Source organism: Nonomuraea sp. NPDC003804, from assembly GCF_040610675.1.
GTDB lineage: Bacteria > Actinomycetota > Actinomycetes > Streptosporangiales > Streptosporangiaceae > Nonomuraea.
On sequence record NZ_JBEXMT010000019.1, the window covers coordinates 130,259 to 149,744 of the forward strand.

Consider the following 19,486-nt stretch of genomic DNA (forward strand, 5'->3'; position numbering starts at 1 on the left):
CGACCCCCTCATCCTCGTTTGCGCGCGCTCGGGAACACATCCAGGTACGCGGGCGCGCCCTCCCTGCCCGTGGCGTGCAGGACGGCGTGCGCGACCGCCCTGCTGAACACGTCGGCCCCGGCGGCCAGCACGTCGTGCAGCTCGGTGTCGGCGCCGGGCCGGCCGCAGGTGGACATCGCGAAGACGGTGTCGCCGTCGACCATCGTGTGCGCGGGCCTGATCGCCCTGGCCAGACCGTCGTGGGCCACTCCGGCCAGCTTGCCGCACTGGGCCTTGGACAGCGTGAGGTCGGTGGCCACGACGCCGATCGTGGTGTTGAACGACGGCGCCTTCACCGGCTGCCAGCGGGCGACCTCGTCGAGGTCGGGCTCGCCGATGTCGCCGAACTCGCCGGCCAGGCCGTACCTGGTGCCCGACAGCAGGCCGCCGCCGGGGTCGAGGACGGATCCGGCGGCGTTGACGACGGCGAGGGCGGCCACGGTGACGCCCGAGGGCAGGACGGCGCTCGCCGTCCCGACGCCGCCGGCCAGCCCGCCCGCCACCGCGCCGGTGCCCGCCCCGATGGACCCGTTGCGCGCCGGAGCGGCCGCGGCCGGGGCGGAGACGGACGAGGCGGACGCGGACGAGGCGGACGCGGACGAGGCGGACGCGGACGAGGCGGACGCGGACGAGGCGGACGGCGTGGCGGCGACGGCGGCGTCGTAGGCGGCGGCGCCCAGCTCGCCGTCCGGTGTGGCGCGGAAGCCGCCGCCGCGCCCCAGGTCGTAGATGACCGCCGAGGGCACGATCGGGACGACGCCGCCCGCCACCGGGAAGCCGATCCCCTCGTCGGCCAGGCGCTGCATGACACCGCAGGCGGCGCTCAGGCCGAAGGCGCTCCCGCCGGTCAGGACGATCGCGTGGACGCGCTCGACCAGGTTGCGCGGATCGAGCAGCTCGGTCTCGCGGGTGCCGGGCGCCGCTCCCCGCACGTCGACGCCCGCCACGGCCCCCTCGGGCGGAGCCACGACGACGCTCACCCCGGTCAGGTACCCCTCGCCGACCCGCTGGGCGTGCCCGACCCTGAGCCCGGCGACGTCGGCCATCGAGTTCGTGGGCCCCGGCCGCATCGGGACGCTCCAGGCGTGGCCGGTGCGGCCGGTCACGCCGCGCCGCCGGACAGGAAGATCCGCGCCGCCTCGGCGAAGACGCGGGTGCAGCGGACGATCTCCTCAACCTCGACGTACTCGTCGGCCTGGTGCGCGATCCACTTGCCGCCGGGGCCGTAGACCACCGACGGGATGCCGCCCCAGTGCGTGAGCACGGTGCCGTCGGTGGAGCCCGGCACGCCGCCGTACACCGGCTCCTGCCCCGTGACCGCCGTGTGCGCGGCGGCGAGGGCGGTCACGACGGGATGGGTGACCGGCACGTCCACGGGAGGCCGGTCGACCAGGATCGCGACCTTCGCCTCGACGCCGTCGAAGGCGGCCAGTTCCTCCACCCTGTCGGCCACCTCCTTGTGCGCGAGCCCAGGGACGGTCCGCACGTCGACGAAGACGGAGGCGGTGGCCGGGATGACGTTGACCTGCTCCTGCGAGCCCGCCTGGACGACGGTCGGGGTGACGTAGACCTCGCCGAGGTGCTCGTGCGCCGGATGGGCGGACTGGAGCGCCTCCTGGTAGGAGCGCAGGGCGACCAGCAGCGCGCCCACCGCCTGGATGGGATTGCGTCCGTGCTGCGGCATCGCGCCGTGGGCCATCTTGCCGGTGAAGTCGATCCGCAGCCGCAGCGCGCCCTTGGCGACGGCGCAGATCTCGCCCGCCTCCGGCTCGGCGACGATGGCGGCGTCCACGTCGGCGGACAGCTCGGAGCCGACGAAGCGGTGCGCGCCGATCATCAACCCTTCCTCGTCGGCCAGCGCGCACACCTTGATCCGCCCGGGGAACGGTCCGGCCAGCTGCACCGCCCGGGTGGCGTACAGCACCGCGGCGAGTCCCGACTTCATGTCGGCGCTGCCCCTCCCCCACAGCCTGCCGTCACGGATCTCCCCGCCGAACGGGTCGACCGTCCACTCCGACAGGTCGCCCTCGGTCACCACGTCGGTGTGGCCCTCGAACATCAGCGTCGGGCCCGCGCCGCCGCCGCCCTCGACGATGCCCACCACGTTCGGCCGCCCGGGCGCCGCCTCGTCGACGACGACGTCCCAGCCCCATTCGCGCATCCTGGCGGCCACCAGCTCGGCCGCGGGCAGCTCGTTGCGCCCTCTGGCCGGGTCGTTGGTGCTGGGGATGCGCACCAGCCGCTGGGTGAACTCCACGACTCCCCGGGCATCGATCTCGATCACAGCAGTCCCTCCAAGGTGGGTACGGCCTGCAGCAGCGTCCGCGTGTAGTCGTGCCGCGGGGCGGCCCAGACCTCGTCGACCAGGCCGCGCTCGACCACGGTGCCGCCGTGCATGACCGCGACGCTCTCGCAGACGTGCCGCACGACGGACAGGTCGTGCGACACGAAGATCAGGGTGAGCCCGTGCGTGTCGATGAGGTCGGCCAGCAGGTTGAGGATCTGGCCGCGGACGGACACGTCGAGGGCGCTGACGGGCTCGTCGGCCACCAGCACCTTGGGCCGGGGGGCCAGGGCGCGGGCGATGGCGATGCGCTGGCGCTGCCCGCCGGAGAACTGGTGGGGGTAGCGGTCGGCGGCCGAGGCGGGCAGGCCCACCTCCTCCAGGAGGGCGGCGACGCGCCCCTCGACGGGGCGGCCGAGGGCGACCAGCGGTTCGGCGATGATGTCGCGGACCCTCATCCTGGGGTCGAGCGAGCTCATCGGGTCCTGGAAGACGATCTGCAGGTCGTCGCGCAGGAAGCGCAGGTCACGCTCGCGACGGCCGACGATCTGCCGGCCCTCGAAGGTGATCGAGCCGCTGGTCGGCCGGTCCAGCCCGCACAGCAGGCGCAGCAGCGTCGACTTGCCCGAGCCGGACTCGCCGACGATGCCGAACCGGTCGCCCCGCCGTACGTCGAGGGACACGCCGCGCAGGGCGTGCACCTCGGGCTTGAACAGCGAGGTGCGGTAGACCTTGGTGAGGTCGCGGGCCTCAATCACGGGGGTGCCAGCAGGCGTAGGCATGGCCGTTCCCTTCCAGCGTGGGCTCCTGCGCGCACGCCGGCAGGGCGTGCGCGCACCTGTTCCTGAAGACGCAGCCGTCGGGGAACTCGCCTGCGGCGGGCACGCTGCCGTTGATCGTGGGCAGGCGGGTGCCGCGCGGAGTGAGCCTGGAGGCGGCGATGAGGCCCTCGGTGTAGCGGTGGCGGGGGTCGGTGAACACCTCCCTGATGGGGCCGCTCTCGACGACGCGCCCGCCGTACATGACCAGGACCCGCGAGCAGACGGAGGCGACGACGGCCAGGTCGTGGGTGATGAACAGGACGGCGGGGGCGAGCTCGGCGATCAGCTCCAGCATCTGCTTCTGCACGGTGACGTCGAGCGCGGTGGTGGGTTCGTCGCAGATGAGCAGCGAGGGCTCGTTGGCCAGGGCGATGGCGAGCATGACGCGCTGGCGCTGGCCGCCGGACAGCTGGTGCGGGTAGGCGCGGGGGGCCTCGACGCCCACGCGGCGCAGCAGGTCGAGGGCGCGGGCCCGGGCTTCGGCGCGCGGCCTGCCGTGCAGGGTCATGACCTCGCGGACCTGCGCGCCGACGCGCATGGTGGGGTTGAGCGCGGTCATCGGCTCCTGGAAGACCATGGACACCACGCGGCCGCGCAGATTCCTGACCCGCCTGTCGGGGACGCCGACCAGCGGGCGGTCCTCGAGGACGGCCGTCCCGGTGGCGGTGACGCCCTCGGGCAGCAGGCCCATCAGCGACAGCGCGGTCAGCGACTTGCCCGAGCCTGACTCGCCGATCAGGCCCACCCGCTCGCCGGGGGCGATGTCGAAGGACACCTGCCGCACCAGTTCCAGGTCGCCGGCACGGACGGTCAGGCCCTCAACGCTCAGCACCGATCCTCCTGAGCTTGGGGTCGAGGTGGTCGCGCAGCCCGTCGCCGAGCAGGTTGAAGCCGAGGACGGCCAGCGCGATGGCCAGGCCTGGCCACAGCGCCAGGCGTGGCGTGGAGAACAGCAGCTCCTGGGCCTCCTGCAGCATGCGGCCCCACGAGGGGGTCGGCGGCCTGGTGCCGAACCCGAGGAACGACAGCGCCGCCTCGGCCAGGATGGCGATGGCGAAGGACACCGACGCCTGCACGATGAGCATCGAGCCGATGTTCGGCAGCACGTGGCGGCCGGCGATGGCGAGGCGGCGCCGCCCGGCGGAGCGCGCGGCGAGGATGTAGTCGGTGACCATGACCTGCATGGTGGCGGCGCGGGCGACGCGGGCGAAGGCCGGCACGGTGGCGATGCCGATCGCGATCATGGCGGTGAGGGTGCCGGCTCCGTAGACGGCCCCGAGCATGACGGCCAGCAGCAGCGCGGGGAAGGCGAAGACGAGGTCGTTCACCCGCATGATCAGGTCGGACAGCCAGCCGCGAGGGGTCATGCCGGCGACCATGCCCAGCGGCGTGCCGACGAGCGCGGCGATGCCGACCGCGACGATGCCCACGTAGAGCGTGGTGCGCGCGCCGACCATGAGCTGGCTGAGGGTGTCGCGGCCGAACTTGTCGGTGCCGAGCAGGTAGTCGCCGCCCGGCGGGGCCAGCCGGTGCGCGGCGTCCACCAGCGTCGGGTCGTGCGGCGTCCACGCGAACGACACCAGCGCGGCCAGAACCGTGAGCCCGACCAGGACGGCCCCGGTGATCAGGTTTCCTCTCATCGCAACCTCGGATCGAGTACGGCGTAGGCGAGGTCGACCACGAAGTTGACCAGCAGGACGGCCACGACGAGCAGCATGACCACTCCCTGCACGAGCAGCAGGTCGCGCTGGGCGACGCCGTTCAGCAGCAGGTCGCCCAGGCCGGGGATGACGAAGACCCGCTCGACCACGACCGCTCCGATGAGCAGGGTGGCCAGCTGGAGCCCGAGCACGGTGACGACGGGGATGGCCGCGTTGCGCAGCCCGTGCCGCCACAGCGCGCCCATCCGCCCTCTGCCCTTGGCACGGGCGGTGCGCAGGTAGTCCTCACGCATCACGTCGAGGACGGCGCTGCGGACGTAGCGGGTGAGCAGGGCGCCCTGGACCAGCCCGAGCGACAGCCACGGCAGCAGCAGCGACTGGAACCACAGCGACGGGTCCTCGGCGAAGGGGACGTAGCCGCCCGAGGGCAGCGCCTGGGCCCGCACCGCGAAGACGAACACCAGCAGGATGCCGGCCAGGAAGGCGGGGACGGCGACGCCTACCTGGCTGACGGCGCTGATGGCGGCGCCGAGGGGGTTGCGGTGGTGGACGGCGGCGAAGGTGCCGGCGGGGACGGCGACGAGCAGCGCGATCACCATGCCGCCGAGAACCAGCGCGAGCGTGACGCCGAGCCGGTCGGCGATCTGCGGCCCGATCGGCGAGCTGGTGACGTAGGAGGTGCCGAAGTCGCCGGTGGCCAGCCCGCCCACCCAGTCGGAGAACTGGGCGAGCGCGGGCCGGTCGGTGCCGAACTGCCTGCGCAGCTCCGCGACGGCCTCCGGCGTGGCGTTGACGCCCAGGGCGACCTCCGCCGGGTCGCCGGGCAGCAGCGCCATGAAGGCGAAGACGACCACACCGGCGGCCGCGGTGCTCGCGAGGAGTACCGCGACCCGCCTGACCAGGAACCAGATCACTGCTTGGTGAGACCCGTGAAGTCGAAGGACTCGGCGATGGCGTTCTTCGGCAGGCCGGTGGTGATGTTCTTCTTGGCCACGATGAGGTTGGGGAACAGGAAGAGCCAGTCCGCCGCGGCGTCCTCGGACAGCAGCTTGGCGGCCTTCTTCAGGTCGTCCACCTGCTGCTGCTCCGACCCTTCGTCGGCCGAGGCGAGGAGCGCGCCGTACGCTGGGTTGTCGTAGTGGAAGTAGTAGGACTTGTCAGCGAAGATACCCAGGTCGCGGGGTTCGACGTGGTTGATGATGGACATGTCGTAGTCGCCCTGCTTGAACACCACGTCCAGCCAGCGGGCGGGGAACTCCAGCGGGTCGATCTCGGCGGTGATGCCGACCTGGGCCAGCTGCGACTTGACCACCTGCGCGGCGGCGACCGCGTACGGCAGGTTGGGGATGCGCATCTTCACCGTGTAGGTCCTGCCGCCGAGCAGCGCCTTGGCCTTGGCCACGTCGTAGGGATAGTCGCCGGTCCTGTCCTCGTACCAGGGGTCGGTGGGCGGCACCATGCTGCCGATCAGCTGGCCGCGTCCCGCCCACGCGGTGTCGAGCAGGGCCTTGTGGTCGATGGCGTGGCGGACGGCCTGCCGTACCTTCTTGTCGTTGAAGGGCGGGCGGGCGTTGTTCATCGACAGCACGACCTCGCCGTTGGTGGTGCCCTCGACGACCTGGAAGCGGTTGGGGTCGGCGAACTGGGCGAGCGACTCGGGCGCCTGGACGGCGGAGATGACGTCGATGCCGCCGGTGAGCAGCGCGTTGTTCATCGCCGTGGCGTCCTTGAAGTACTTCAGGGTGATCCGGGAGACCTGCGGCTTGGGACCCCAGTACGTGTCGTTGGCGACGAGCTGGATGGAGTCGCCGCGCCGCCACGAGCCGAGCTGGTAGGGGCCGGTGCCGACGGGCTTGTTGGCCAGGTCGGCGACGCCGGTGCGGCTGAACATCGCGCCGAGCCTGGTGGCCATGGCGTACATCCAGCCGTTGCTCGGCCGCTTGAGCGTGACGACGGCGGTGTGGTCGTCCTTCTTCTCCACCGTGTCGACGACGTCCATCTGGGTCTTGATCTTCAGTTTCCAGTCGGACTTGACCCTGTCGATGGAGAAGATCACGTCGTCGGCGGTGAAGGGGGCACCGTTGGTGAAGGTCACGCCCTTGCGGAGGGTGAAGGTGTAGGTCCTGCGGTCGGACGAGACGTCCCATTTCTCGGCCAGCAGCGGCTGTATCCTGCCGTCCTGGTCCAGCTTGACCAGGCCCTCGTAGACGTTGACCAGCAGCGCCTGCGGGATCGCCGCGCCCTCGGTGGCGGTGAAGTCGAGGTTGGCCGGTTCGGCGACGAAGCCGACGGCCAGGGTGGAGGGCTGCGAGCTCACCGGCCCGGCGCCACGGTCGCCCGCGCCGTCGCCGCCACCGCCGCCGCATGCCGTGCTGAGAAGGAGCCCGCCGAGGGCGACCCAGATGCCGATGCGCCTCATGCCTCAAGCCTCCTGGCTAGTGCACTGGTCTGACCAGTAGGCTACGCACACTGCCAGCCCAGGACTTTTCGGTCAAGAGGGGGCGCTGATGGGCGGACCTCAGTTCGAGCCCGTGCGAACCGTGCGCGCGTACGAGCGTGTCGTCGAGCAGGTCGAGCACGCCGTCGAGCGTGGTGAGCTGCGGCCGGGCGAGCGGCTGCCCAGCGAGCGGGAGCTGATGGTGCAGTTCTCGGTCAGCCGGTCGACCGTGCGCGAGGCGTTGCGCGTGCTGCAGGCGCGCGGCCTGGTCAGGTCGCGTCCCGGCGACCCGAACGGCGCCGAGGTCCTGCCGTTCACCCCGGCCGCGCTGCACAAGTCGATGACCACCCTGGCGAGGGTGGAGGAGCTGTCGCTCGCCGAGCTGGTGCAGTTCCGGATGGTGCTGGAGGGCGCGGCCTACCTGCTGGCCGCCAGGCTGCACACCTCCGCGCAGCTGGCGGAGATGGACGAGGCGGTCGCGCGCATGCGGGCCGCCGACGGCTACGAGTCGTTCAGCGCCGCCGACGTCGACTTCCACGACGCCGTCGCGCGGGCCAGCGGCAACAAGCTGATCCAGATCTGCAGCGACGTGGTCCGCTCCATCGTGCTCGACCTCATCGCCGACAAGATCAGGGCGCCGGAGCAGCGGCTGCGCAGCATCGCCCACCACGAGGAGGCGCTGGCCGCCGTCCGCGCGGGCGACGGCCCGCTGGCCGCGCGCCTGGCCCGGCAGGCGCTCAGCGACTTCTACTCCCCCTACCTGCCCGCGGGGGCGCTGGAGGAGCTGCTGGAGTAGACCGGCAGCCCGATCCGGAACAGTGCGCCCCCGCCCGGCGGCGAGGCGGCGCTGATCGTGCCGCCGTGCGCCTCCGTCAGCGCCGCGGCGATCGACAGCCCGAGCCCGGTGCCGCCGGAGTCGAGCCCCCGGGCGGAGTCGGCGCGGCCGCCGTCCAGCCGTTCGAAGCGGACGTCCCTGGCGGGGGCCGGCGCCCTGGCGTCGATCACCGCGCCCGCCGCCAGGCTGAGCAGGTCGACCGGCCGAGAGCGGCACGGGCGAGTTCCCCGACGGGAGCTGGCCCGAGGGCTGACAGCGAGCGTTCAGCCGGCTGCCAGGCTTCCCCAGGTAACCGCTTTGTCATATTTTGCGGGCATGCTGGCGCCGTGAGACTCGACCTGCGGGGGCGGATGGACCGGCTCGGCCTCATGGCGCCCTCGATCATCCAGTGCGCGCTGGCAGCCGCGGTGGCCTGGCTGGTGGCCAAGGACCTGCTCGGCCACGCGCGCCCGTTCTTCGCGCCGATCGCCGTGGTGCTCTGCATCGGCGTCGGGCTCGGCGCCCGGCTGCGCCGGGTGGCCGAACTGGTGGTCGGCGTCGGGCTCGGCGTCGGCGTGGGCGACCTGCTGATCTCCCGGATCGGGTCGGGGCCGTGGCAGATCGCCCTCGTCGTCGCGCTGGCCATGGTGGTGGCGGTGCTCCTGGACAGCGGTTCACTGATCGTGCTGCAGGCGGGCTCGTCGGCTGTGCTCGTCGCCACCCTGCTGCCGCCCTCCGGCACCGGCGGCCTGGACCGGATGGTGGACGCCCTGCTCGGCGGCGTCCTCGGCATCGCGGCGGTGGCGCTGATGCCGCCCAGCACCACCACCATCGTGCACCGGCACGCCGCCGCGGCCCTGGACGCGCTGGCCGCGGCGCTCGACGACACCGCCGAGGCGCTGGAGAAGTCGGACCCTGACCTGGCGGCGGCGGCGCTCGAGGAGGCGCGCGGCACCCAGAAGTCGGTCGAACTGTTCGCCGAGGCCCTGCAGACCAGCAGGGAGATCACCGTGATCTCCCCGCTGGGCCGCAGGCGGCGGCGGGAGCTGCTGCGGAGGTACGAGACCGCGGCCACGCCCGTCGACCACGCCCTGCGCAACGCCCGCGTCCTGGCCCGCCGCGCGCTGGTCGCCCTCGACCAGGGCCTGGCCGTCCCGGACTGGCTGCCCGGCGCGCTGCGCGCCCTGGCGGCTGCCGTCCGGCTGCTGTGCGACGAGCTTCCCTCGGGCCGCGACGCGCTGGAAGCGCGGCAGGCCCTTGTCCGGGTGGCGGCGGCGCCCACGGGAGACAGCGAAGGGTTCACGGCCGGGGTGCTGGTCGCGCAATTCCGGTCGATCGTCATCGACCTGCTCCAGGCGACCGGCACGACCCGTGAGGAGGCCGTCGCCGCCCTCCCGCCCCTCGCCGACTGACCCACCTGGAGGTCGCGCGGCAGCGGGCCGGGGCTCACCCACACGATCTGGCCGGGCGGCCTCACCTCGACTGAGCGGGCTCGACGCTCGTGGCGCGGACCAGCGTGCGGGACGGCCGCGAGGCAAGCCGGCGGCGCGGCAGGCCTGCCGTCCCGATGCCGGAGCGGCACGTCCGAGCCGTCCGGCGAATATCTTCATACGGATTCGATCCCTGAAGAAACCTTTAAGGAGAATGACCCGAACCCTGGACAGACAGTTGGGGCCGGGTGAAAATCCGTTCGTCAATCGAAGATCGTGGAGACGCCGGGCGGGTGGCCCGTCCCGCGCGTAACCCCTGCTCACCCTGGACGAGGACGTATGCGGGTACTGCGTGGGCTGCTCACGGCGACGTTGGTCTTGGCGATCTGTCCGGCGGTGCCCGCCCGGGCGGGCGAAGGGCCGGAGCCGCCGAAGACCGTCCAGGAGCGTCCGAACGGCGAGGAGTCCGCGGTCGCGGCGGCCCGCCGCACCGGCCGGCAGGTCGAGATCGCGTCGATGCGTACGGAGACCCGCCAGGTCTTCGCCCAGCCGGACGGCACGCTCACGCTGGAGCAGCACGTACGCCCGGTACGCGTACGCGGGTCCGGCGGCTGGGTCCCCGTCGACACCACCCTCCGTCCCAACCCCGACGGCACGGTCAGCCCGGCCGCGGCGGCGGTGGGGCTGACCTTCTCCGGTGGCGGCGGCGCCCCGTTGGCCAGGCTGTCGCGCGGCGCCAAGTCTCTGGAACTCGGCTGGCAGGGCCCGCTGCCCAGGCCCACGCTGAAGGGCGACACCGCCACCTACGCCGAGGTCATGCCGGGCGTGGACCTGCAGGTCACCGCGGACGTGGACGGCTTCTCCCACGTCCTGGTGGTCAAGTCGCGAGCCGCCGCGGCGCGCATGACGGAGCTGACGTTCCCGCTGTCCGCCTCCGGCCTGTCGGTGGAGGCGGACCAGGCGGGCAACCTCGAGGCCGTCGACGGGAACGAGGGCACGATCTTCGTCGCGCCCACCCCGAAGATGTGGGACTCCGAGGGGATCACCAGCCCGCAGGCGCTCAGGGAGGGCCGCTCCCCTGAGGCCCGCGAAGCCGCGATGGGCGTGCGGCTGTCGGGCCGGCAACTGCGGCTCTTTCCCGACAGGAAGATGCTCACGGATCCGAAGACCCGCTTCCCCGTCTACCTGGACCCGTACTTCTCGGCCGCGCGCAACGCCTGGACGGCCGTCTGGAGCAACTGGCCCAACTCCAACTACCTCAACTCCAGCGACGTCGCCAGGGTCGGCCACGTCGAGTCGCAGACGAACCGCTCGTTCTTCCAGATGAACACCGGCTCGACCATCCACGGCAAGCAGATCATCAAGGCGACGCTACGCACGTACGAGACCTGGTCCTACTCGTGCAGCGCCCGCAAGGTCGAGGCCTGGGCGACCAACCCCATCAGCGCGAGCACCACCTGGAACAAGCAGCCCACGTGGGTCAGGCTGCTGTCCACCGTGAACGTGGCCAAGGGCTGGGGTTCGGCCTGCATGCCCGGCGGCGTCGAGTTCGACGTCACCTCGCAGGTCGTGGACGCCGCCGCCAAGAAGTGGCCCAACGTCACCATCGGCCTGCGCGCCACCAGCGAGACCGACGTCTACGCCTGGAAGAAGTTCAAGAACAACCCGAGCCTGGTCATCGAGTACAACTCGCTGCCCGGCAACCCGGTGGCGGCCGACGTCTGGTCGGACCCGGGCGGCCCCTGCGTCTCCGGCGACGGACGGCCGATCGTCAGCACCGCCACACCGAAGCTGTGGGCCAAGCTGAAGGACACCGACAACTCGGTCCAGGGCCGCTTCGAGTGGTACAACGCCGCCGGGATGAAGACGGGCGAGCACCTCACCCCCATGGGGTCGACGGGCACGGCCTTCTACGCGACGATCCCGTCGAGCCTGTACGCCGACGGCGCGCTGATCCGCTGGCGGGTGCGCGCCGAGGACGGCAAGGCCACCAGCGCGTGGAGTCCCTGGTGCGAGGCCACCGTGGACACCACGGCCCCCGGCAGGGAACCGGAGATCTCCTCGCCCCAGTACGCCGAGAACGGCTGGAGCGACGGGGTCGGCCTCGCCGGCACGTTCACGTTCGCCCCGAACGGCGTCCCCGACGTCGCCGCCTACGTCTGGGGTCTGGACTCCGCGCCCGCCACGGAGGCCGGGCCCGGCCAGGACGGCAGCGCCACGATCGCGCTGACACCGCGCCACGACGGCCCCAACGTGCTGTCGGTACGCAGCAAGGACCGCGCGGGCCAACTCGGCCCGATCCGCACCTACGTCTTCAACGTCAACGCGGGCCGGGGCCCCAGCGGCCACTGGGCGCTGGACGAGGGCCAGGGCACCCTGGCGGCCGACACCGGGAACGCCCACCCGGCGACGCTGTACGGGGCGAGCTGGACCTCCGGCAGGACCGGCACGGCGCTCAGGCTGGCCGGCGCCTACGCCCAGACCTCGGGCCCGGTGATCGACACCAGCCGCAACTTCACCGTCAGCGCCTGGGCCCGCCTGACCGGCACGGCCGCCTCCGCCACCGCCGTCACCCAGGAGGGCGGCAGGACGGGCGCGTTCGCCCTGCAGTACGCGAAGGCCGACGACCGCTGGGCGCTGACCGTGGCGGGCTCGGACACCGACGGCGCGCCGGTGGTGCGCGCCCTGTCGGCGGCCGCGCCGAGGCTGAACGAGTGGACCCACCTGGCCGGTGTCTACGACTCGGCGGCGGGCCAGGTGTCGCTCTACGTGAACGGCAGGCTGGAGGCCACGGTGGCCGTCACGCCGCCGTGGAACGCCGCGGGCCCCCTCACGATCGGCCGCGGGAAGGTCGGCGGGGCGGCTGCGGAGCACTGGCCCGGGGACGTCGACGAGGTGCGGGCCTACGGCCGCGCCCTGTTCGCCGACGAGCTCGCCGAGCTGGTCAACAGCGCTGCCACGCTGGTCGGCCACTGGAAGCTGGATGAGGAGTCCGGCCTGTCGTCGGCCGACTCCTCGGGCCGGGCGACGGCCGCGACGCTGTCCGGAGCCGCCTCGTGGACGTCGGGTTGGCTGGACGGCGCGCTCGCGCTCGACGGCGTCGACGGGTACGCCCAGACCGGCGCACCCGTGGTCAACACCAGGAACGGGTTCACCGTGGCCGCCTGGACCCAGCTCGACTACCTGCCCACCCGCGACAGCGCGGCCGTGGCCCAGCCGGGCGCCAGGGCGGCCGGGTTCCAGCTCGGCTTCGACAAGGAACGGCAACGGTGGACCCTCGGCATGGCCGCCGCCGACACCGACACGGCCGCCCTCGTCCGCACCCGCTCCGACGACATCCCCAACCCGCTGGAATGGACCCACATCGCCGGCGTGTACGACCCGCTGGCCGGTCAGCTCCGCATCTACGTCAACGGCCGCCTGTCCACCACCACCGTCACCGACCACGTGAGCGCATGGAACGCCACCGGCCCGCTGCAGCTGGGCCGGACCAGGACGGCGGGCGCCTTCACCGGCTTCTGGCCGGGGACGGTGGACGACGTCCGCGCCTATGACGGCGTGTTGAGCGCCGAGCACATCGCCCAGCTAGCCGCCCAGTAACTCCCGCACCGCACCCCCCGACTGGGAGAGTTCATGGATCTGCCGGATGAGTTAGAGCTGCCCGAATCCCGCTGGAATCGTTTTCCGCCGTCCACGGAACCTGACCTTCCCGACCTGTCCTGGAACCGTTTCCAGGAGCCCAGGCGCGAGTCGCCCTGGCCACGCAGGCTCGCGACCATGCTCCCCGTCCTCCTGGTGGTGCCGCTGGTGTACGCCATGCCCGCCGCGGCCGCCCCTCGCCCGGCCCCGGCCGTGCAGAAGGAGACGCCGGTCAAGGGACAGCCGGTCCCTGTCCGGCCGCCCATGGCCGATCCCGTGCAGAAACAGGCGTGGAAGGCGCCGCCGCGCATCACCTGGCCCGAACCACAGAAGGCCGAGCTGGGCGGCGCCACCACCGTGGCGGCCGGGTTCCCGGTGAAGCTGGCCCCCCGGCGAGGGGAAGCCAAGGCCGCCGCCGAGCCGGTGAGCGTGGAACTGCTCGACACCGACCGGCTCGGCCTGGCGATGCGCGTCTCCCCCGGCCAGGGCGTCGCGACGGCAAAGGCGGGCGGGAAGACGCGCCTGCGGATCGACTACTCCGGCTTCCGTTACGCCTACGGCGGCGACTACGGCGCCCGGCTGCGGATGGTCAGGCTGGACGAGTGCGCGCTCGACGCGGCCGCCACCGACTGCGCGCCGCCCGAGCCGGTGAAGAGCGAGAACGACGCCAAGGCCGGCACCCTGACCGCCGAGGTCGAGACCGGCGCCGTGTACGCGCTCACGGCCGCCGCCTCCGGCCAGTCCGGCGATCACTCGGCCACCTCCCTGTCGCCTTCCGCCGACTGGAGCGTCGGCACCCAGACCGGCGACTTCACCTGGGACTACGACCTGCGCACGCCGCCCGCGCTGGGTGGCGACGAGCCGGAGATCTCGCTGGCCTACTCCTCGCAGAGCATGGACGGCCGCACCGCCTCCACCAACAACCAGGCGTCCTGGGCCGGTGACGGCTTCGAGCTCAACCCCGGCGGCTATGTCGAGCGCCGCTACAAGTCCTGCATGATCGACGGCAAGAAGACCGGCGACCTGTGCTGGGACCAGGACAACGCCATCCTGGCGCTCGGCAGCTCCGCCGTCGAGCTGGTCAAGGACGCCACGACCAGGCAGTGGCGGCCCAAGCGCGACGACGGCACCCGCATCGAGTACCTCACAGGGGCCGCCAACGGCGACGACAACGGTGAATACTGGCGCGTCACCACCGCCGACGGCACCCAGTACACCTTCGGCCTCAACCGCCTGCCCGGCTGGGCGAGCGGCAAGCCGGAGACCAAGTCGGTGCAGACGGTGCCGGTGTTCGGCAACAACAGCGGCGAGCCCTGCTACTCCAGCACCCCGGCCAACGCCTGGTGCCAGCAGGCCTACCGGTGGAACCTCGACCACGTCAGGGACACCCACGGGAACGCGACCACGTACTGGTACGAGCGCGAGACCAACCACTACGGCCGCAACTCCAAGCCTGAGCTGGGCACCCAGTACGTCCGCGGCGCCTACCTGACCCGCATCGACTACGGCTACCTGCAGAACGAGCTGTTCACCACGGCCCCCGCGGCCCGCGTGCTGTTCGAGGTGGCCGAGCGCTGCCTGCCCAGCGGCACCGTCACCTGTGCCGCCGACCAGCTCAAGAAGGAGACCGCCGGCCACTGGCCGGACGTCCCGTTCGACCAGATCTGTGACGCCGGTGTGAAGTGCGTCGACCGCCTCACGCCGACGTTCTTCACCCGCAAACGGCTGACCAAGGTCACCACCCAGGTCCGCAACGGCTCCGGCCAGTACTACGCGGTGGACTCCTGGGCGCTGACCCACCAGTTCCCCGCCACCGGTGACGGCCTCAGCCCGTCGCTGTGGCTGGCCTCGATCCAGCAGACCGGCCACGTGGGCGGCACGATCACGCTGCCCAGGACCACCTTCGTCGGCGTCCAGCTGCCCAACCGGGTCGACGCCACCGAGGGCCGCGCCCCGCTGGTCAAGTGGCGCGTCCAGGCGGTCGACAACGGGACCGGCGGCGAGCTGAGGATCAACTACGCCCCCGCCGAGTGCAGGCCCGGCGAACTGCCGGCGGCTGACAAGAACACCAAGCGGTGCTTCCCGCAGCGCTGGACGCCGCAGAACGAGACCGAGGTCACCGACTGGTTCCACAAGTACGTGGTGGCGCAGACGGTGGAGGTGGACCGGGTCGCCGCCTCGCCCAACGTGGTCACCAGCTACGAGTACCTGGACGGCGCCGCCTGGCACTTCGCCGAGAACATCCTCGTCAAGCCCGAGCACCGCACGTGGTCGGACTTCCGCGGGTTCGGGCGGGTACGGGTGCGCGAGGGCGACGGGCAGGACACCAAGCGCACGCTCACCGAGTTCCGGTACTTCCGCGGCATGGACGGCGACAAGCAGGCCGACGGATCCAGGCGCAGCGTCCAGGTCGAGGACTCCGAGGGCGCCAAACTGGACGACCTCGACCAGTACTCCGGCTTCGAGCACGAGGAGATCCTCTACGACGGCGACGGCGGGGCCGTCCTGAAGGCGGCCGTCGAGCAGCCGTGGTCGGTGCGGACCGCGCAGTCCACGCAGGGCGGCGTCACCAAGGCCGCGCACGTGGTCGAGGCCAAGTCCATGGTCACCCGTACGGCGCTGCCCGGCGGTACCTGGCGGCGTACCGGCGAGGAGCGCGCGTACGACACCAAGGGCCTGCTCACGCAGGTGGAGGAGAAGGGCGACCTGGCCGCGCCCGACGACGACCAGTGCACCCGTTACACCTACGCCCGCGACGACGCCAGCTGGATGCTCGACTACCCGAGCCGCGTCCAGAAGGTCGCCGCGAGCTGCGGCACCGCCGTGTCCGCGCTGGCCGCCGGTGACGTGATCTCCGACGAGAAGGTCCAGTACGACGGCAAGGCGTACGGCCAGGCCCCGACCAAGGGCGACGTGACCACGGTCCAGCAGCTCGTCTCCGGGGACGGCGCGACGATCACCGACAGCACCCACACCTACGACGTCTACGGCCGCGAGACCAGCGAGACCGACGCGGTCGGCACCAGGTCAGTGACCGCCTACAGCCCGGCCACCGGCGTCCTTCCCGCCGAGATGACCGAGACCAACCAGCTCGGCCACGTCGGCCGTACGTTCCTCGAACCGGCCTGGGGCGAGCCCGTGGCCGAGGTCGACGTGAACAACCGCCGCGTCGACCTGGAGTACGACGCGCTCGGCCGCCTGACCAAGGTCTGGCAGGCCGACCGCAGCAAGGCGGCAGGACAGTCGCCCAGCACCGAGTACTCCTACGTCATGCGCGCCGACGGCCCCAGCGTCGTCACCACGAGGACGCTGCGCGCCGACGGCGGCTACACCGCCAGCCACGAGCTGTACGACGGCCTGACCCGCGAGCGCCAGACCCAGGAACCCGCGCCCAGGGACGACCAGACGCAGGACCCAGCGCTGCGCGACGGCCGCACGATCACCGACACCTTCTACAACTCCCTGGGCGAGCAGTCCAAGGCCAGCACCGGCTACTTCGCGACCGGGACGCCCTCCACCGACCTGCTGGCGGTGGCCGACGCCGACGTGCCCACGCAGGTCGTGTCCCTCTTCGACGGCGTGGGTGAGGTCAACGCCCAGATCTTCAAGGCGAAGGGCGTGGAGAAGTACCGGGTCTCCTCCAGGCAGGAGGGCGACAGGATCCACGTGACGCCGCCCCCGGGCGGCACGGCGACCACCCGCATCGGGGACGCCGAGGACCGCCTGGTCGAGCTGCGCCAGTACAAGGGCGCGACCCCGACCGGCGAGTACGACTCCACCAGGTACACCTACGACCACGCCGGACGGCTGTCGACGGTGACCGACGCGGCGGGCAACGTGTGGCGCCACCACTACGACCTGCGCGGCAGGGAGATCAAGACCGAGGACCCCGACAAGGGCGTCACGACGATGACGTACAACGACGCCGACGAGCTCGTCAGCACCACCGACGCCCGCGGCAGGACCCTGTGGTACGTCTACGACGAGCTGGGCCGGGAGAAGGAGCTGCGCGAGAACTCCGCGACCGGCACGCTGCTGGCCGAATGGAAGTACGACGCGCTGGCCAAGGGCCACAGGAACGCCAGCATCCGGTACGTGGGCGGGCAGGCGTACAAGGCGGAGATCAACGCCGTCGACGCCGACTACCGCCCGCTGCGCGAGACCGTCACCATCCCCGAGCGGGAGGGCAAGCTGGCGGGCTCGTACGTCCTCAACACCCGCTACACGCTCGACGACCAGGTCCAGTCCGTCACCTTCCCTGCCGCCGGCGGCCTGGAGGCGGAGTCGGTCGTCTACAGCTACGACGAGCTGGGCCAGCCGACCAAGGTCACCGGCCTGTCGTCGTACGTCACCGCGGCCCGCTACTCCAAGCTGGGCGAGACCCTGCAGTACGAGCTGGGCACCGGAGGCAGGAAGACCTGGCTCACCTACACCCACGACGAGTCCACCCGCAGGCTGACCGGCATGCGGCTGGACAGGGAGGGCGCCGCCGCGACCGACCTGGACCTCGGCTACACCTACGACGCGGTCGGCAACATCACCAAGATCGCCGACAGGGGGGCGAGCGGTCAGGACACGCAGTGCTTCGCCTATGACCATCTGCGCCGCCTGACCTCCGCCTGGACGGCCACCGACGACTGCGCCGCCGGCGGCCCGCAGCCGGACACGATCGGCGGCGTGGCGCCGTACGCGGTCAGCTACGCCTACGACTCCACCGGCAACCGGACCAAGGAGACCAGGCACGCCTGGGGCGGCGCGGCCGAGACGGTCCGCTCCTCCACCTATCCGCCGGCGGGCGGCAATCAGCCGCACGCGCTGCAGGCCGTCGGCACGGACCTCTTCGAATACGACGCCGCGGGCAACACCACCAGGCGCAAGGTCGGCACCTCCGACCAGAGCCTGGTCTGGGACGCCGAAGGCAACCTGGAGTCGGTGACGGAGGCGGGCAGGACGACGTCCTTCGTCTACGACGCGGAGGGCGACCGGCTGATCCGCAGGACGCCGGCCGACGCCACGCTCTACGTCGACGACATGGAGCTGCGCTTCGACGTCGCCAAGGACGCGGTGGAGCAGACCCGCTACTACACCGTCAACGACCAGCCCATCGCGGTACGCACCCACGACAACCAGGTCTACCTGCTGGCCAACGACCACCAGGGCACCGCGCAGGCCGCGGTGAACGCCGGGAGCGGCGAGCTGGCCGTACGGAGGACGACTCCGTTCGGCGAGAACCGGGGCGCGCCGCCGCCGTGGTGGCCGGGGCAGCGCGGATTCGTCGGCGGCACGCAGGACGCCACGACCGGGCTGGTCCACCTGGGCGCCCGCGAGTACGACCCCAGGAACGGCCGCTTCCTGTCGGTGGACCCGATCATCGACGATGTGGACCCGCAGCAGCTCAACGCCTACGCCTACGCCAACAACAGCCCCGTGAGCATGAGCGACCCCGACGGGCAGTGGGTCTGGGTCGTGGTCGCCGTCGGTGTCCGGCTCGGGGCCCGCTACCTCGCCAAGAGAGCGGCCCAGCGCGCTCTCAGGCAGGCGGCGATCCGCCGGGCCAGGGAGGCGGCCAGGAAGCGGGCCCTGGCCGAGGCCAGGAAACGAGCCGAGGAGGAGGCCAAGAAGCGGGCCAGGGAGGCGGCCAGGAAGCGGGCCCTCGCCGAGGCGAAGAAGCGGCGGCTGGCGGCGGCCAGGAAGAAGGCGGCCGAGGCGGCCAGGAAGGCGCGGGAGGCCGCGGCGAGGCGACGTGCCGCGATGGCGGCCCGGAGACAGGCCAGGAAGGCGGCCCGCGAGGCGGCGGCCAAGCGGCGGATGGCGCTGGCCGCCCAGCGGCGCAACCAGCGGGCCGGCCGGATCCCGCGCGGGATCCAGCACGCGCGCTCACGCCCGGCCAGCCGGCCCACCAGCCACCGGGCACAGCAGCGGCACTCACCGCCCAAGGCGAACCGGCAGCCGGCACAGCCACGGCCGAGCCAGGTCTACCGGAACGACGGCTCCGTCCAGCCCACCCAGTCCTACACCGTCTACGGCAACGGCCGGATGTATCCGCAGGGCAGGCCACCGTCGAACCTGCCGCGCGGCGGCTCCGGCCAGGCCGAGAAGCAGATCTTCAAGCCGGAGAAGTACGAGATCGAGACGAACCGGAGAGGTGCCGCGACCGCCGAACTGGGCGCCCGAGGCCAGAAGATCGCCGACGACATCATCGATCTGTTCGACACCTGGTTCGGTGGAATGGGCGGCATGGGCTGACAGCACGTCCTTCCGCTGAGCACCGGCCGGCGCGGGGCCCTCGTGGCCCCGCGCCGGCGGTGTCCCAGCCGGCTCTTCGGGCTCGGGTTCTCCCCGGCGGGCGTCCTCCGGGCCA

General features: G+C 72.1%; 12 protein-coding genes. 4 read left to right on the forward strand and 8 right to left on the reverse strand.

Features of this window, described 5'->3' with window-relative positions:
* Positions 1–8 precede the first annotated feature (8 nt).
* From ABZX22_RS25625 to ABZX22_RS25655, 7 genes are read right to left on the reverse strand one after another with little or no spacing between them, the layout of a single operon-like run.
* Positions 9–1,145, reverse strand: coding sequence for a P1 family peptidase (locus tag ABZX22_RS25625; RefSeq protein WP_354913409.1), 1,137 nt, complete (start codon positions 1,143–1,145; stop codon positions 9–11).
* The gene (locus tag ABZX22_RS25630; protein WP_354913411.1) at positions 1,142–2,323 is read right to left on the reverse strand and encodes a M20 family metallopeptidase; all 1,182 of its coding nucleotides are present in this window, start codon (positions 2,321–2,323) and stop codon (positions 1,142–1,144) included. Before ABZX22_RS25630 ends, ABZX22_RS25625 begins: the two co-directional genes overlap by 4 nt.
* Positions 2,320–3,105, reverse strand: a complete 786-nt coding sequence (locus ABZX22_RS25635) for an ATP-binding cassette domain-containing protein (RefSeq protein ID WP_354913413.1) — start codon at positions 3,103–3,105, stop codon at positions 2,320–2,322. The genes ABZX22_RS25630 and ABZX22_RS25635 overlap by 4 nt, the downstream gene beginning before the upstream one ends.
* The gene (locus ABZX22_RS25640) at positions 3,074–3,976 is read right to left on the reverse strand and encodes an ABC transporter ATP-binding protein (RefSeq protein WP_354913415.1); all 903 of its coding nucleotides are present in this window, start codon (positions 3,974–3,976) and stop codon (positions 3,074–3,076) included. The genes ABZX22_RS25635 and ABZX22_RS25640 overlap by 32 nt, the downstream gene beginning before the upstream one ends.
* Positions 3,963–4,784, reverse strand: coding sequence for an ABC transporter permease (locus ABZX22_RS25645; protein ID WP_354913417.1), 822 nt, complete (start codon positions 4,782–4,784; stop codon positions 3,963–3,965). Before ABZX22_RS25645 ends, ABZX22_RS25640 begins: the two co-directional genes overlap by 14 nt.
* Positions 4,781–5,719, reverse strand: coding sequence for an ABC transporter permease (locus ABZX22_RS25650; protein WP_354913419.1), 939 nt, complete (start codon positions 5,717–5,719; stop codon positions 4,781–4,783). Before ABZX22_RS25650 ends, ABZX22_RS25645 begins: the two co-directional genes overlap by 4 nt.
* Positions 5,716–7,224 (reverse strand): ABC transporter substrate-binding protein, encoded by a 1,509-nt coding sequence (locus ABZX22_RS25655; RefSeq protein WP_354913421.1) that lies wholly within the window; start codon positions 7,222–7,224, stop codon positions 5,716–5,718. The genes ABZX22_RS25650 and ABZX22_RS25655 overlap by 4 nt, the downstream gene beginning before the upstream one ends.
* An 88-nt stretch (positions 7,225–7,312) precedes the next feature.
* Here ABZX22_RS25655 and ABZX22_RS25660 point away from each other — a divergent pair, with 88 nt between their 5' ends.
* Positions 7,313–8,038, forward strand: coding sequence for a FadR/GntR family transcriptional regulator (locus ABZX22_RS25660; RefSeq protein ID WP_354913423.1), 726 nt, complete (start codon positions 7,313–7,315; stop codon positions 8,036–8,038).
* Here ABZX22_RS25660 and ABZX22_RS25665 read toward each other — a convergent pair.
* On the reverse strand, positions 7,999–8,247 hold the full coding sequence (locus ABZX22_RS25665; RefSeq protein ID WP_354913425.1) for a sensor histidine kinase: 249 nt from the start codon (positions 8,245–8,247) through the stop codon (positions 7,999–8,001). The two genes, ABZX22_RS25660 and ABZX22_RS25665, sit on opposite strands and share 40 nt — an antisense overlap.
* Positions 8,248–8,403: 156 nt before the next feature.
* Between ABZX22_RS25665 and ABZX22_RS25670 the strand changes: the two genes are divergently transcribed.
* From ABZX22_RS25670 to ABZX22_RS25680, 3 genes are all read left to right on the forward strand, one after another.
* Positions 8,404–9,468, forward strand: coding sequence for an FUSC family protein (locus ABZX22_RS25670; RefSeq protein WP_354913427.1), 1,065 nt, complete (start codon positions 8,404–8,406; stop codon positions 9,466–9,468).
* Between the two features lie 357 nt (positions 9,469–9,825).
* Complete coding sequence (locus tag ABZX22_RS25675) at positions 9,826–13,086, forward strand: LamG-like jellyroll fold domain-containing protein (RefSeq protein WP_354913429.1); 3,261 nt, start codon at positions 9,826–9,828, stop codon at positions 13,084–13,086.
* A gap of 177 nt (positions 13,087–13,263) precedes the next feature.
* Entirely contained in the window at positions 13,264–19,371 is a 6,108-nt protein-coding gene (locus tag ABZX22_RS25680; protein ID WP_354913430.1) for an RHS repeat-associated core domain-containing protein, read from the forward strand.
* The last annotated feature ends 115 nt before the right edge of the window (positions 19,372–19,486 follow it).